Genomic DNA, 14,128 nt, shown 5'->3' on the forward strand with positions numbered 1-14,128 from the left:
GTTCCGCGCCCCCGTCCCGCCCCCGTCCCGTTCCTCTCACTCTCCGTCCGCGTCGGCCCCCTCCCGGCGCGCCTTCCCGTCGTCCTTGACGCCGACCGCCGCCAGCGCGGTCGTCCAGTCCCGGGCGATGGCCTGCTGTGCCTTCCGCAGGTCCGCCTTGCCCGAGCAGATCGCGTTCTTCAGCTTCGTCTCGACGACGTCCTTGGGGTTGTTGGGGCCCGCGCCGTCCTTGTGGCCGGGGGAGGGCGGCTCTACCCACAGGTTGCGCGCGTCGTTGGGGTCGCCGCCGAGCTGGAGGCTGATGAGATGGTCGTATTCGGCGTCGCGCAGCGACTTCTTGTAGCCGTAGGAAGCCGCGTTGGCGGTCTTCTCGCGATTCGTGATGTTCACGGGCGGCCTGATGTCCTTGGTGTAGCCGCCGCGGCAGATGGTCGTCTTGAGCGTGTCCGGGGTGACCTTGGGGTTGGTCGCCCCGGGGGTGCACTTGGGGTCGGGCAGCGGCTCCTTGGCCGTCGTATAGCGGTAGGTGCACGTACCGGGAGCGGGCTGCTTCTGCACGGTGTACGAGGACTGGGGGCCCGGCCCGGCCGGCACCGACCCGTCGCCGGAATCCGGGCCGGATCCGGCGGACGAGGACGGCCCCTTGGCCGCGTCGGGCCCGGAGGGCGAGGCCGTACCGGTGGCCGAGGCCCCCTTGCCGGCCTTGGCGTCCGACTTCCCGTCATCGGAATCCGACGAACAACCGGCAGTGGTCACGGCGAGGACGGCGGCCGTGGCGGCAACGGCCACCCAGCGAGGTGCGATCGACATGCCCCATGACTACCCGTCCGCACCGCCCGTCAGTCGGGCGGCCGAAGCACACCGGCGCGCACGGCAGCCCGCCACACGCCCCGATGCCCCTCCCGCCCCGTGACCTCCGGTTCCGTCCCTCGGCCTCGGGGCCCGTCCCCTGCCCTCCCGCGCTACAACGCCCGCAGCGCGTCCAGCTGTTCGACGAACCAGCGCGCCGGCGGCAGCGCCGTCGCCGCCGCGGCCAGCCGCTTCGACCGGTCGGCGCGCTGCCCGGGGTCCATCAGCAGCGCCTCGTGCAGGGCGCGGGCCGTGGCCTCGACGTCGTACGGGTTGACGACGATCGCGTCCGCGCCCAGCTCCGCGGCGGCCCCCGCCTCCCGCGAGAGCACCAGCGCGCAGCCGTCGTCGGAGACGACCGGCACCTCCTTGGCGACCAGGTTCATCCCGTCGCGGATCGGGTTGACCAGGGCGACGTCCGCCATCCGGTAGGCCGCGAGGGAGCGCGCGAAGTCGTCCTTGACGTGCAGGGCGACCGGCTGCCACCCGGGCGTCCCGAACTCCTCGTTGATCAGGCCGGCGACGCGCTCGACCTCCGCCGTGTAGTCGCGGTAGACGGTCAGGTCCTGCCGCGACGGGTACGCGAACGCGATGTGCACGACGCGCTCGTGCCACTGCGGGTGGTCCTCCAGGAGCCGCCGGAAGGCGTGCAGGCCGCGGACGATGTTCTTCGACAGCTCGGTGCGGTCCACGCGGACGATCGTCCGGCGGCCGGCCCCGACCTGCTCGCGCAGCGCGGCCATCCGCTCCTCGACGTCCGGCCGGTGGGCGCGCTCGCGCAGGAAGGCGGCGTCCGCGCCCAGGCCGTGGACGCCGAGCAGGGTCGTCCGGCCGCCGAGGCGCACGGCCGTCGCCGTCCCGTCGTTCGCGCGGACGACCTCCGCGCCGAGGACGTCGGCGCAGCAGGCGGCGAACGCGTCGGCCCAGCGGCGGGTGAGGAACGCCGCGCGGTCGCCGCCCAGGATGCCGCGGAGCACCTGCGCGGCCACGTCGTCGGGGAGCATCCGGTAGTAGTCCGGCGGCGCCCAGGGGGTGTGCGAGAAGTGGCTGATGCGCAGGTCGGGGCGGCGCTCGCGGAGCAGGCCCGGGACCAGCGTCAGGTGGTAGTCCTGGACGAGCACCGCCGCGCCCTCGGCGGCCTCCTCGGCGAGCGCGTCCGCGAAAGCGGCGTTGTACGTCTCGTACGCGGCCCACCGCTCGCGGAACCCGGCGTCGAAGACGGGCTCCAGCGGCGTCTGGTAGAGCAGGTGGTGGACGAACCACAGCACCGAGTTGGCGATCCCGTTGTACGCGGCGGCGAAGGTCTCGGCCGGGACGTCGAGCATCCGCACTCCGTACCCGCCGGTGTCGGCCGGGTCGAGCCGGCGGCCCGCGCGGCGGGCGGCGAGCCGGTCGCCCTCGCCGAGCGCGGCGCAGACCCACACCGCGCCGGAGTCCGTACCGATGGCGCTGAGGCCGGAGACCAGGCCACCGCCGCCCCGGCCGGAGGTCAGGGATCCGTCCTCGGCGACCCGGTAGGAGACCGGGCCGCGGTTGGATGCCACGACGATGGGGGCGTTCTGCACGTGCTCAGCGACCATGACGCGAGCCTTGCCACGCCGCCATCCGCTCAAACGTACGCCTCCCCCTCTTGCCCGCTCCCCTGCCTACGCCGCGCGGTGCCGCGCGTACTCGGGGATCTGGGCCATCGGCGGGCGTTCCTCGGTGTCCACCGGGTACGTCCGCGGGACGAAACCCTCCGCCGTGCGCTCGAACTGGGTCAGTTCCGGGCGCACCAGCGGCTCGCGGCCCAGCCGCAGCTGGGCGGTGCGGTAGATGGCGGCGGCCATCCGGCCCAGCGCCCGCCCGTCCTGGTGGCGGTGCTTGCGCACCCCGACGTCGACCTGGGCCAGCGCGTCCAGGCCCACCGTGTGCAGCGCGTCGACGAGCAGGCCGAGCTCCACGCCGTAGCCGACGGGGAACGGCAGCCGCTCCAGCAGCGAGCGCCGGGCCGCGTACTCGCCGCCCAGCGGCTGTACGAAACCGGCCAGCCGCGGCCAGTGCAGGTTGAGCAGCGGGCGGGCGACCAGCTCCGTCACCCGGCCGCCCTGGCCCGCCGCCTCGCCCAGCGGGCGGTCGTACATCGCCTTGACGAAGTCCACGTCCGGGTCGGTCAGCAGCGGGCCGACGATCCCGGAGACGAAGGCGGACGAGAAGTCGCGCAGGTCGGCGTCGATGAAGCAGACGACGTCGCCGGAGGTCACCAGCAGGGACCGCCACAGCACCTCGCCCTTGCCGGGGACGGCGGGCAGGCCGGGGAGCACGGCGTCCCGGTGCTCGACCCGGGCCCCGGCCGCCGCGGCGACCCGGGCCGTGCCGTCCGTCGAACCGGAGTCGAGGACCACCAGCTCGTCGACGAGCGGCACCTCGTCCGTCATGAGGTCGCGGCGGATCGCGGCGGCGATGTCCCCGACCGTGGCCTCCTCGTTCAGCGCGGGCAGGACGACGCTGACCGTGGTGCCCGTCGCGCGCTTCGCGGCGAGCAGCCGGTCGAGCGGGCGGTCCGCCGCGGTCCAGGACCGCCGGGACAGCCAGCGCTCCACCTCTTCCAGCACGTGAACGACTCCTCGCTTGTGAACGGTGTGGGGGTCTGTCTCGCGGTGCGGGACGGCCCTCTCGCCGCGCCGCACCTTCCGATACAGTCTTGAACAACGCGGAGCGCGCCCGTATGTCGGGGGTGCCGCGCGCACAAACGCCTGGGCCCCGCCCAGTGCCATACCGCTCATCCAGAGGGGCAGAGGGACACGGCCCGTTGAAGCCCCGGCAACCCTCCAGCCGGTCTCCTCGTGAGGCTCCCGGCGGGGAAGGTGCCAATTCCGTCTCGTGGCGAGGTTCGCCACGGGGAAGATGAGGAGAAAGGGCCTCGCCTCCATGGCTGTGCAAGCCGTCGAAAGCGTCACTTCCGCCGCTGCTTCCTTTGGTCCCGCCGTCGCGCTGTCCTGCCGCGAGTGCGGCGAGCGCGTCCCCCTCGGGCCGGTCTTCGCCTGCACCTCCTGCTTCGGCCCGCTGGAGGTCGCCTACGAGCTGCCGCTCGGCGACCCCGAGGGCCTGCGGCGGCGCATCGAGTCCGGTCCCGCGAACATCTGGCGGTACGCGCCGCTGCTGCCCGTCCCCGCCGACGTCGCCTCCCGGCCCAACCTCCGGCCCGGCTTCACCCAGCTCGTCCGTGCCGACAACCTGGCCGGGGAACTGGGCGTCACCGGCGAGCTGTACGTCAAGGACGACTCGGGCAACCCCACGCACTCCTTCAAGGACCGCGTCGTCGCGGTCGCGGTGGAGGCGGCGCGCGCCTTCGGGTTCACCACGCTGTCCTGCTCCTCGACCGGCAACCTGGCCGGCGCGGTGGGCGCGGCGGCCGCCCGCGCCGGGCTCCGGTCCTGCGTCTTCATCCCGCACGACCTGGAGGCCGGCAAGGTCGTCATGGCCGCCGTCTACGGCGGCGACCTCGTCGGCATCGAGGGGACGTACGACGACGTCAACCGCTTCTGCTCCGAACTCATCGGCGACCCGCTGGGCGAGGGCTGGGGCTTCGTCAACGTCAACCTCCGCCCCTACTACGGCGAGGGCTCCAAGACCCTCGCCTACGAGATCTGCGAACAGCTCGGCTGGCGGCTGCCCGACCAGCTCGTCATCCCCATCGCCTCCGGCTCCCAGCTCACGAAGATCGACAAGGGGCTGCGGGAGCTGATCGCCCTCGGGCTGGTCGAAGACCGCCCGTACCGCGTCTTCGGCGCCCAGGCCGAGGGCTGCTCCCCGGTCTCCCGCGCCTTCAAGGACGGCCAGGACGTGGTCCGCCCGGTCAAGCCCGACACGATCGCCAAGTCCCTGGCCATCGGGAACCCGGCCGACGGGCCGTACGTGCTCGACATCGCACGGCGTACGGGCGGTGCCGTCGAGGACGTCACGGACCCGGAGATCGTGGACGCGATCCGGCTGCTCGCCCGCACGGAGGGGATCTTCGCGGAGACGGCGGGGGGCGTGACGGTGGGCGTCACGCGGAAGCTGCTGGAGTCGGGGGTGCTGGATCCTTCGCTGACGACCGTGGTGCTGAACACGGGGGACGGGCTGAAGACGCTGGACGCGGTGGCGGCGGGGCCGTCGGTGACGATCAGGCCGAGCCTGGGGGCGTTCCGGGAGGCGGGGCTGGGGTAGGGGGGCCGGCCCCGGTCCCACCCTTTCGCCGTTTCCTGGGGCTGCCGCCCCAGACCCCGCTTGTCGCGGCTTCGCCGCTCGTCCTCAAACGCCGGACGGGCTGACTGTCCAGCCCGTCCGGCGTTTGAGGACAACCGCGCGGAGCGCGGTTTCAGGGGGTGCGGGGGCTTGCCCCCGCAAGAAACCGGGGGCACCTCCCAGCGGTAGCTGGGGGAGAAAGGGCGGGACTGGGGCACCCCACCCGCGGCCGCAACCCCTCTCTCCGCGCACGCACACGCGCCACACCACTCACAAGAAAGGGCACCCCATGAGCGTCACCGTCCGCATCCCCACCATCCTCCGCACCTACACCGACGGCCGCGCCGAAGTCCCGGCCCAGGGATCCACCCTCTCCGAGGTGATCGGCGACCTGGAGAAGAACCACCCGGGCATCGCCGCCCGCCTCCTCGACGACGCCGGCAAACTGCGCCGCTTCGTCAACGTCTACGTCAACGACGACGACGTCCGCTTCGAAGGCGGTCTGGCCGCGGCGACCCCGGACGGCGCGGGCGTGTCGATCATCCCGGCGGTGGCGGGCGGCTGAGCGCCCGCGACGCTGAGCGCCCACGACTCCGGGCGCTCGGCTGCAACGAGAGACGCATCCGGCAACGGGAACCACACGCGAACCACACGCGAACCGTGAATCGCCCCGACCGCTAAGCGGACGGGGCGATTCCGTCTGTTGAAGCGCGATACAGTTGGGACGTTCCCCCTCCGGTGTCAGAGCCGAACGCATATGAGAACCCGTCAAGTTGCGCAGGAATTAGGTGCGCGAATTGTCGGGTTGGCTGGCGTATGTCCGGCCCGACTTGCCCTGGAACATCCCCTGTTGGGCAGATATCGCCGCTCGGCGACGCCGGTATTTCTCGTCCGTCTGACCTGTTGCAGACGGCATCCGTGCAGATACATTCAGCCGCGGTCGACGCGTTCCGGCGCACACCCCTCGGTGTCACAAGGGGTGAGGTCTGACCCGGGTCCGCGAAGTGCGGTCCTGCGCAAGGGCCAGTAATAGGGGAGTTAGGCATGGCTCAGGGCACCGTCAAGTGGTTCAACGCGGAGAAGGGGTACGGCTTCATCGCGGTCGACGGTGGTGCGGATGTTTTCGTCCACTACAGCGCGATTCAGATGGACGGCTACCGCACCCTGGAAGAGGGGCAGCGAGTCGAGTTCGAGATCTCGCAGGGCCAGAAGGGACCTCAGGCCGACATGGTGAGGGTGACCGCCTGACCGCGGCGCATCGACCACCGATCGCTCAGTCTGCCGAAGGGGTCCGCACCGGGAGGTGCGGACCCCTTTGTCATGTCCGTTCATCTGTTCGGTGGTCGGCCTGTTCGGCCGTCCGGGTCGGCGGCGCGGGGGAGTGCGTCGGCCTTGGGCTGGGAAGGGTCTCCGGGGCGCCCCCGGGATCCGTTCGAAACGAGGTCCGGAACCCCTCCGGGACGGTGTCCGGGATGACCCCGGTCTTCGGAAGGACGCTTGCACTCGGAGGTGCCGAGTGCTAATCATTGGCTTAGCACTCTCCCAGTGAGAGTGACAGACTTGGACCGTCGGTGAGGTCCACGGGCCCGGCGGGGCAAGGAACCGCCGAGCATGTGGGCCGTCCGTCGCGGGCGCCTGTGCGGTCCGGAGCAATCCACCCCCAGTCCGGGAGGACCACTTCACATGGCCAAGATCATCGCGTTCGACGAGGAGGCGCGGCGCGGCCTTGAGCGCGGTATGAACCAGCTCGCCGACGCCGTCAAGGTCACCCTCGGCCCCAAGGGCCGCAACGTCGTCCTTGAGAAGAAGTGGGGCGCCCCCACGATCACCAACGATGGTGTCTCCATCGCCAAGGAGATCGAGCTGGAGGACCCGTACGAGAAGATCGGCGCCGAGCTGGTCAAGGAGGTCGCGAAGAAGACGGACGACGTCGCCGGTGACGGCACGACGACCGCGACCGTCCTCGCCCAGGCGCTGGTCCGCGAGGGTCTGCGCAACGTGGCCGCCGGTGCCAACCCCATGGCCCTGAAGCGCGGTATCGAGAAGGCCGTCGAGGCCGTCTCCGCCGCCCTCCTGGAGCAGGCGAAGGACGTGGAGACCAAGGAGCAGATCGCCTCCACGGCCTCCATCTCCGCCGCCGACACCCAGATCGGCGAGCTCATCGCCGAGGCGATGGACAAGGTCGGCAAGGAAGGCGTCATCACCGTCGAGGAGTCCCAGACCTTCGGTCTGGAGCTGGAGCTCACCGAGGGTATGCGCTTCGACAAGGGCTACATCTCGGCGTACTTCGCCACCGACATGGAGCGTATGGAGGCGTCCCTCGACGACCCGTACATCCTGATCGTCAACTCGAAGATCAGCTCGGTCAAGGACCTGCTGCCGCTCCTCGAGAAGGTCATGCAGTCCGGCAAGCCGCTGCTGATCATCGCCGAGGACGTCGAGGGCGAGGCCCTGTCGACCCTGGTCGTCAACAAGATCCGCGGCACCTTCAAGTCCGTCGCCGTCAAGGCCCCGGGCTTCGGCGACCGCCGCAAGGCCATGCTCGGCGACATCGCCATCCTCACCGGTGGCACGGTCATCTCCGAGGAGGTCGGCCTCAAGCTGGAGAACGCCGGTCTCGACCTGCTCGGCCGCGCCCGCAAGGTCGTCATCACCAAGGACGAGACGACCATCGTCGACGGTGCCGGTGACAGCGACCAGGTCCAGGGCCGCGTCAACCAGATCCGCGCCGAGATCGAGAACAGCGACTCGGACTACGACCGCGAGAAGCTCCAGGAGCGCCTCGCGAAGCTGGCCGGCGGCGTGGCCGTCATCAAGGCCGGTGCCGCGACCGAGGTCGAGCTCAAGGAGCGCAAGCACCGCATCGAGGACGCCGTTCGCAACGCGAAGGCGGCCGTCGAGGAGGGCATCGTCGCCGGTGGTGGCGTGGCCCTGCTCCAGGCCTCCCAGGTGTTCGAGAAGCTGGAGCTCGAGGGCGACGAGGCCACCGGTGCCAACGCCGTCAAGCTGGCCCTGGAGGCCCCGCTCAAGCAGATCGCCGTCAACGGTGGTCTCGAGGGCGGCGTCGTCGTGGAGAAGGTCCGCAACCTGACCGTCGGCCACGGCCTCAACGCCGCGACCGGCGAGTACGTCGACATGATCGCCGAGGGCATCATCGACCCGGCGAAGGTCACCCGCTCCGCCCTGCAGAACGCCGCCTCCATCGCGGCGCTCTTCCTCACCACCGAGGCCGTCATCGCCGACAAGCCGGAGAAGGCCGCCGCGGCCGCTCCGGGCGGCATGCCCGGTGGCGAGATGGACTTCTGAGCCGACCCGGCTCGCCAGTCCTGAAGCAGACCGAGGGCGGCATCCCCATCACGGGGATGCCGCCCTCGGGCGTTTCCGGGGAAAGCCGAAGAAGTACGTGGCGAGGAAGCCGGCCGCGTACCCGACCAGCAGCCCCGCCGCATACACCGCCACCGCCTCGACCGCCCCGTGATCCCCTCTGAGCAGCGGGAACAACGCCCAGCCGGACGGCCCGATCGCCGTCGCCCCCACGCTGCCGCTCCCGCCCTGTGCCATGAACCCCACGAACCCGCCGCCGAAGGCGCCTCCCACACAGGCCGTCGCGAAGGGCCGCCCCAGCGGCAGCGACACCCCGTAGACCAACGGCTCGCCGACGCCCAGCAGTCCCGCCGGGAGGGCCGAACGCACCGTCCGCCGCACCGGGATGTCGTCCGGCAGCCGCAGGTAGACGGCGACCGCCGCCCCCACCTGGCCCGCGCCCGCCATGGCGAGGATCGGCAGCAGGACCGTGCTGCCCCGCTCGGCGATCAGCGTGGCGTGCACCGGGATCAGGGCCTGATGCAGCCCCAGCATCACCAGCGGCAGGAACAGCCCGCCGAGCACGAATCCGGCCACGGCGCCCCCGTGCGACATCAGCCAGTCCGCGAACCGCCCCACCGCGCTTGACGCTTCACCCGCCGCCCACATCAGCCCGTACAGCGTCGCCAGCCCCGGCAGCAGCACCGTGAGCGCCGGAGTGACCAGGACGTCCAGCGCCTCGGGCACGACGCGCCGGCACGCCCGCTCCACGGCCACGGCCAGCAGCGCCGCGGCGAGGGCCCCGAGAACCCCGCCCTGTCCGGGCGTCAACCCTCGGCCGTAGGCGTCGACTTGTGTTACTCCGGGCCAGACGGCCACCGCCGCGACGGCTCCGCCGAGGACCGGCGTCCCGCCGAACTCCTTCGCCGTCTGGTACCCGACGAAGACGCCGATCAGCGCCATGAACCCGGACGCGACGGCGTTCAGCGCCGGCACGAGGGCGGGCACCCACCGGAGATTGGCGAGCAGGCCGGCGAGGCCGGCGATGATGCCGCAGCCGATCAGGGCGGGGATGAGGGGGACGAAGATCTGGGCTACGCGGCGGAGGGCTTGTTTGGTGGGGGCGGTGGTGCGCGCCCGGCGCTCGGCGCGGAGGGCGGCGGCCACCCGGGTGACCGTCCCCGGCCCCAGGACGACCTGTACGGCCGAGCCGTCCATGATCACGCCGAGGACGCCGGGGATGGCCCGGAGGTCCGCCGTCCGGACGAGGGCGGGGTCCGCCACGTCTGCGCGGAGGCGGGTCATGCAGTGGGTGAGGGTGCGGAGGTTGGTGGGGCCTCCGAGGAGGGGGAGGAGGGTGGTGGCGAGGTGCTGCTCGGTGGGCATGGAGGATGTGTCCCACGCGGGGGCGCCGTTTGTAACGGTGGGGTGCCCCGGTCCCGCCCTTTCTCCCCCAGCTACCGCTGGGAGGTGCCCCCTCTGGGGGAGTTTGAGGACAACCGCGCGGAGCGCGGTTTCAGGGGGCGCGGGGCCCTCCCCGCAGAAACGGTGAAAGGGCGGGACCGGGGCTCACCTCCCCCGCGCTGCCTCCAACGCCACCCGCAGGTGCCCGCCGGCCTCCTCCAGCAACCGGCCGGCGGCGGCAGCGTCCACGCCGCCCAGGAGGACCAGGATCGCGTCCTTGACCTCACCCCCCGTGGCCGTCAGGGCCGCCTCGATCTCGGCGTCGTCCGCCCCCGTCGCGAGCGCGACGATATGCCGCGACCGAGCCCGCAGCTTCGCGTTCGAGGCGCGGAGGTCGACCATCAGATTCCCGTACGTCTTGCCGAGGCGGATCATGGTGATGGTCGAGATCATGTTGAGGACCAGCTTCTGGGCGGTGCCGGCCTTGAGGCGGGTGGAGCCGGTGAGGAGTTCGGGGCCGACGACGATCTCGATGGGGTGGTCGGCGGCGGCGCCGAGGGCGGAGTGCTCGTTGCAGGAGAGGCCGATGGTGAGGGCGCCGGCCGCGCGGGCCCGGGTGACGGCGGCGACCGCGTACGGGGTGCGGCCGGAGGCGGAGACGCCGACGACCGTGTCGTCGGGGGTGAGGGCCAGCGCGGCGAGGTCGGCCGCGGCGGCGGCCGCGTCGTCCTCCGCGCCTTCGACGGCCGTCACCAGCGCCTCCGGGCCGCCCGCGACCAGGCCGACCACCCGGCCGGGCTCGGTGGCGAACGTCGGCGGGCACTCGCTGGCGTCCAGCACCCCGAGCCGTCCCGCCGTCCCCGCGCCCGCGTAGACCAGCCGGCCGCCGCGTGCCATCCGTTCGGCGGTGGCGTCGATGGCGGCGGCGATGGCGGGCAGCCGGCCGGCGACGGCGGTGGCGACCGTCGCGTCGTCGGCGTTCATGACGGTCGCGATGTCCAGGGTCGGCAGCCGGTCGATGTCCGCCAGTTCGGGGCGGAACGCCTCCGTGGTGAGGTGGGCGAGCTGGGCGCGGAGGGCGGCGTGGGCGGGGGACGACGACATGGTGGCCTCGCTCGGTCTCGGGTCAGCGTCTCGGGTCAGCGCGGGTCGGGGCGCGCGGCGTGGCGGTGGGCGAGCGCCTCGTAGGAGGCGGAGAGGGCGGGCGCGGCCCGCTCGTACGTCCGCTGCGCGACGCCGATGAACAGGCAGTCCACGACCAGCAGTTGGCTGGTCCGGCTGGACATGGCGGCCGGGCGGAGCTCGCTCTCCCGGGCCGTGGACGTGGCGAGGACGTGGTCCGCGTACTGGCCGATGCCGCCCGCCGGGTCGCCGGTGACGGCGACGGTGGTGGCGCCGTGCTCGAAGGCGACCCGCAGGGGTTCGATGACGTCGGTCGTCCGGCCCGAGTGGGTGATGGCGATGGCGACGTCGCCGGAGCGCAGCTGGACGGCGTTGGTGACGGCGAGGTGGGGGTCGGCGGGGGCGTGCGCGACCACGCCGATGCGCAGGAGCTTCTGGACGAGGTCCTGGCCGACGAGGTTGGACGCGCCGATGCCGTAGACGTCGACGCGCCGGGCGGCGGCGAGCGCGGCCACCGCCGCCTCCAGGGCGGTGGTGTCGAGCCCGGCCGCCGTGTCGGCGAGGCACTGCGCCTCGTCGTGCGCGAGCTTGGCGACCACGCTCGGCAGCGGGTCGTCCACGGCGATGTCCGCCGTGACGGCCGGTGCCCGGCCCGCCGCCCGTTCCGCGGCCAGCGCGGCGAGCGCGAGGCGCAGCTGGCGGTAGCCGGGGTAGCCGAGCACGCGGGCGGTGCGGACGACGGTGGCCTCGCTGGTGCCGGTGCGCTGGGCGAGCCCGGTGACGGTCAGGGCGGCGGAGCCCGCCGGGTCGGCGACGAGGGCGTCGGCGACGCGCCGCATGGAGCGGGTCATGGTCGGCGCGAGCGTGCGGACCTTGGCGGCGAGCACGCCGGGAGCGGGCGGGGCGACGGGCCTGCGCAGCGGTGGGAGACGGCGTTCGGCGATTTCCTTCGGATCGCTGCTCACCCGATGAAAGGTATTTTCAGCCGGATGTGCCGTCAACCATTCGCGTCCCGGACAATGGGGCAATGGAGCTCGAACAAGCACTGCACGCGGCCCGGGCGCTCGTCCTCGCCGACCTGACCGCCGGGGGCGTGGCCGACCCGGACGTGGTCTCGCTGGTGGAGGACGCGGTGGCCGGCCGGCGGTGGTGGGTCGAGCAGTGGCCGGAGGGCGTGGCCTTCGTCGCCGGGCTGATCGCCCAGGACGTCCAGGACGCGCTGCTGGAGCGGCACGGCCGCTGGCCGCTGTGCCCGGTCTGCACGGACTCGGGCGACCCGCACGCCCTGGAGGTCGAGCCGGAGCTGGGCCCGGACCCGCACTGGGCCTGTACGAAGCAGGCGGTGATCGTGGCGCCCGTCGGGCATCTGTCGTCGGCCCTGCGCGGCTGACGGAGCGGTCGGCGGAGCGGGTGACGAGCGTGGAATCGAAGGCGATCGAGTGACCCTCTACATCGACCCGCCGCAGTGGCCGGGGCACGGCCGCATGTGGTCGCACCTGGTGAGCGACGTGAGCTTCGACGAGTTGCACGCGTTCGCCGCCCGCATGGGCCTGCCCGGGCGGGCCTTCGACGGCGACCACTACGACGTGGCGGCGTCCTCCTACGCGGACGCGGTGCGGCTCGGCGCGGTGGAGGTGCGCAGCCGGGACGTGGTGCGGCTGCTGTGGGCGGCGGGGCTGCGGAGGCGGAAGCGGCCGGGGGCGCGGCCGGCCTGAGCGCGGCGGCCCTTTGCCGGGTCCGCGCTACGTGGTGAGCAGCGCGAGCTCCGTCGTGAGGTTGTGCCGGGCGGCGCGCTCCCACCGTTCGTACCCGCGCGGGGTGCGGAACAGCCGGGGCAGGCCGAGCAGTTGGCGCAGGACGGCCGCGCGGCCGGCCCGGAACGCCTCGTCGGGCACGAAGCCGTACTCCTGGCGCACTTCTGCCGCGTACGTCGCGTACGCCTCGGGGGTCCCGCCGAGAACGGCGAGGTCGGCGTCGCACAGCAGCTCGCCGTTGCGGTCGCCGGGGGCCGGGTCGTGGCCGACGGTCAGCAGGACGAGCCGGACGACCTCGGCGGTGACGTCCTCGGGCACCCCGAGCTCCGCCAGGGCGCGGCCCGCGAGGCGGGCGCTGCGCTCCTCGTTGGTCGAGCGTTCGGGCAGGTAGACCGCGTCGTGGAACCAGGCGGCGAGGCGGACGGCGGCGAGGTCGCGGGCGGATCGCGCGTGCTCGGCGAGTTCGTCGACGCGGTCGAGGACGGCGGTGAGGTGGGCGGTGGTGTGGTAGCGGCGCTGCGGCTCCGACCAGCGGGAGAGGAGGTCGGCGGCGTAGCGGGCGAGGTCAGGGGGGCCGACGTCCGGGTCGTCGGTGTCCGGGGCGTCGGGGCCCGGGCCCCGGGCCGTGCGGACGGCGTCGGCCCAGCGGGCTTCGAGGGGCTGCTCTGGCTGCTCTGGCTGCTCGGCGGGGGTGGCCATGGGGCCATTGTGGTGCAACCGAGGGGCGTGCTTCCTCGGCGGGCGCCGGTGTGGCACCCTTGTTACATGTCTAGACCAATTCTCGAAGTGATCGCGCTGGACGCGGCGGACGCGGTGGCGGCGCGGGCCGGCGGGGCGGACCGGCTGGAACTGGTCAGCGACATGGCGGCCGACGGCCTGACCCCCTCGCTGGAGACCTTCGCGCGGGTGCGGGAGGCCGTCGACATCCCCGTCCGCGTGATGCTGCGGTCCTCCGACGGTTTCGGCGCCGGCGGCGCGGCGGAACTCGACGCGCTGTGCGCCGCGGCGGGCGCGCTGCGGGCGGCGGGCGCCGAGGAGTTCGTCCTCGGGTTCCTCGGGGAGGACGGGCGCGCGGACCTCGCCGCCGTCGACGCGCTGTGCGACGTGCTCGGGCCCGGTGCCCGGTGGACGTTCCACCGGGCGATCGACCGGGCGGCCGATCGCGATGCCCTGCGGAAGCAGCTGGCCGACCGGCCTGGCCTCGACACGTACCTCACGGCCGGCTCGGCGTCCGGGGTGGACGACGGGCTTTCCGTGCTGCTGGCGGAGGCGGCGCGGGGGGACGAGCCCGGGTATGAGCCGCGGATTCTTGTGGGCGGGGGGCTGAAGTTGAAGCATGTGCCGGTGTTGTTGGAGGCCGGTATCGATGGGTTCCATATCGGGGGGGCGTCGCGGCCGGGGGGCTGGGACGCGGCGGTGGATGTGGCGGCGGTCCGGGCTTGGCGTGAGGTGTTGGGGGAGTAGGGGGTTCGGGGTGCCCCGGACCC

The 14,128-nt window shown here is 72.9% G+C and carries 14 protein-coding genes and 1 riboswitch; of the genes, 7 read left to right on the top strand and 7 right to left on the bottom strand.

All coding sequences use genetic code 11. The features are described 5' to 3' along the window. Window positions 1-36: 36 nt before the first annotated feature. The 3 genes from ACH4PU_RS15520 to ACH4PU_RS15530 all read right to left on the bottom strand — a co-directional run bounded on the left by ACH4PU_RS15520 (window position 37) and on the right by ACH4PU_RS15530 (window position 3,443). Window positions 37-810 carry a hypothetical protein gene (locus ACH4PU_RS15520; RefSeq protein ID WP_398271628.1) on the bottom strand — a complete coding sequence of 258 codons (774 nt, stop codon included), beginning with the start codon at window positions 808-810 and terminating at the stop codon, window positions 37-39. 152 nt (window positions 811-962) lie between these two features. Beyond that, the gene (locus ACH4PU_RS15525) at window positions 963-2,429 is read right to left on the bottom strand and encodes a trehalose-6-phosphate synthase (protein ID WP_398271630.1); all 1,467 of its coding nucleotides are present in this window, start codon (window positions 2,427-2,429) and stop codon (window positions 963-965) included. Window positions 2,430-2,495: 66 nt separating this feature from the next. Continuing rightward, a complete protein-coding gene (locus ACH4PU_RS15530) occupies window positions 2,496-3,443 on the bottom strand; it encodes a glucosyl-3-phosphoglycerate synthase (RefSeq protein WP_398271632.1) in 948 nt (315 codons plus the stop codon). Between the two features lie 164 nt (window positions 3,444-3,607). After that, window positions 3,608-3,742, top strand: a riboswitch (SAM riboswitch). Window positions 3,743-3,759: 17 nt separating this feature from the next. Between ACH4PU_RS15530 and thrC the strand changes: the two genes are divergently transcribed. The 4 genes from thrC to groL all read left to right on the top strand — a co-directional run bounded on the left by thrC (window position 3,760) and on the right by groL (window position 8,364). After that, on the top strand, window positions 3,760-5,040 hold the full coding sequence (gene thrC / locus ACH4PU_RS15535) for a threonine synthase (RefSeq protein WP_398271634.1): 1,281 nt from the start codon (window positions 3,760-3,762) through the stop codon (window positions 5,038-5,040). A 307-nt stretch (window positions 5,041-5,347) separates the two neighbouring features. Next, a complete protein-coding gene (locus ACH4PU_RS15540; protein WP_185941515.1) occupies window positions 5,348-5,623 on the top strand; it encodes a MoaD/ThiS family protein in 276 nt (91 codons plus the stop codon). A gap of 479 nt (window positions 5,624-6,102) precedes the next feature. Further along, entirely contained in the window at window positions 6,103-6,306 is a 204-nt protein-coding gene (locus ACH4PU_RS15545; protein WP_004986573.1) for a cold-shock protein, read from the top strand. 435 nt (window positions 6,307-6,741) lie between these two features. Further along, window positions 6,742-8,364: a chaperonin GroEL gene (groL, locus tag ACH4PU_RS15550; protein WP_004954155.1), complete on the top strand. Its 1,623-nt coding sequence runs from the start codon at window positions 6,742-6,744 to the stop codon at window positions 8,362-8,364. A gap of 48 nt (window positions 8,365-8,412) precedes the next feature. Here groL and ACH4PU_RS15555 read toward each other — a convergent pair whose 3' ends face one another. The 3 genes from ACH4PU_RS15555 to ACH4PU_RS15565 all read right to left on the bottom strand — a co-directional run bounded on the left by ACH4PU_RS15555 (window position 8,413) and on the right by ACH4PU_RS15565 (window position 11,852). Next, window positions 8,413-9,747, bottom strand: coding sequence for a PTS transporter subunit EIIC (locus ACH4PU_RS15555; RefSeq protein ID WP_398271636.1), 1,335 nt, complete (start codon window positions 9,745-9,747; stop codon window positions 8,413-8,415). Between the two features lie 183 nt (window positions 9,748-9,930). Then, window positions 9,931-10,869 carry an N-acetylmuramic acid 6-phosphate etherase gene (gene murQ, locus ACH4PU_RS15560; protein WP_398271638.1) on the bottom strand — a complete coding sequence of 313 codons (939 nt, stop codon included), beginning with the start codon at window positions 10,867-10,869 and terminating at the stop codon, window positions 9,931-9,933. Window positions 10,870-10,904: 35 nt separating this feature from the next. Continuing rightward, on the bottom strand, window positions 10,905-11,852 hold the full coding sequence (locus ACH4PU_RS15565) for a MurR/RpiR family transcriptional regulator (protein ID WP_398271640.1): 948 nt from the start codon (window positions 11,850-11,852) through the stop codon (window positions 10,905-10,907). A gap of 62 nt (window positions 11,853-11,914) precedes the next feature. Here ACH4PU_RS15565 and ACH4PU_RS15570 point away from each other — a divergent pair, with 62 nt between their 5' ends. Further along, window positions 11,915-12,277: a hypothetical protein gene (locus ACH4PU_RS15570; RefSeq protein WP_398271642.1), complete on the top strand. Its 363-nt coding sequence runs from the start codon at window positions 11,915-11,917 to the stop codon at window positions 12,275-12,277. A gap of 49 nt (window positions 12,278-12,326) precedes the next feature. Continuing rightward, window positions 12,327-12,602 (top strand): DUF4031 domain-containing protein, encoded by a 276-nt coding sequence (locus ACH4PU_RS15575; RefSeq protein ID WP_398271644.1) that lies wholly within the window; start codon window positions 12,327-12,329, stop codon window positions 12,600-12,602. A 27-nt stretch (window positions 12,603-12,629) separates the two neighbouring features. Here the strand turns inward: ACH4PU_RS15575 and ACH4PU_RS15580 are convergent, their stop codons facing one another. Next, a complete protein-coding gene (locus ACH4PU_RS15580) occupies window positions 12,630-13,340 on the bottom strand; it encodes a hypothetical protein (protein WP_398271646.1) in 711 nt (236 codons plus the stop codon). Window positions 13,341-13,406: 66 nt separating this feature from the next. On the opposite strand from ACH4PU_RS15580, the gene ACH4PU_RS15585 reads away from it, so the two are divergent. Then, window positions 13,407-14,105, top strand: a complete 699-nt coding sequence (locus ACH4PU_RS15585) for a copper homeostasis protein CutC (protein ID WP_398271648.1) — start codon at window positions 13,407-13,409, stop codon at window positions 14,103-14,105. Window positions 14,106-14,128: the final 23 nt, after the last annotated feature.

Origin of the sequence: Streptomyces sp. NPDC021100, assembly GCF_044333095.1 — a bacterium.
In the GTDB taxonomy this organism is placed as follows: Bacteria; Actinomycetota; Actinomycetes; order Streptomycetales; family Streptomycetaceae; genus Streptomyces.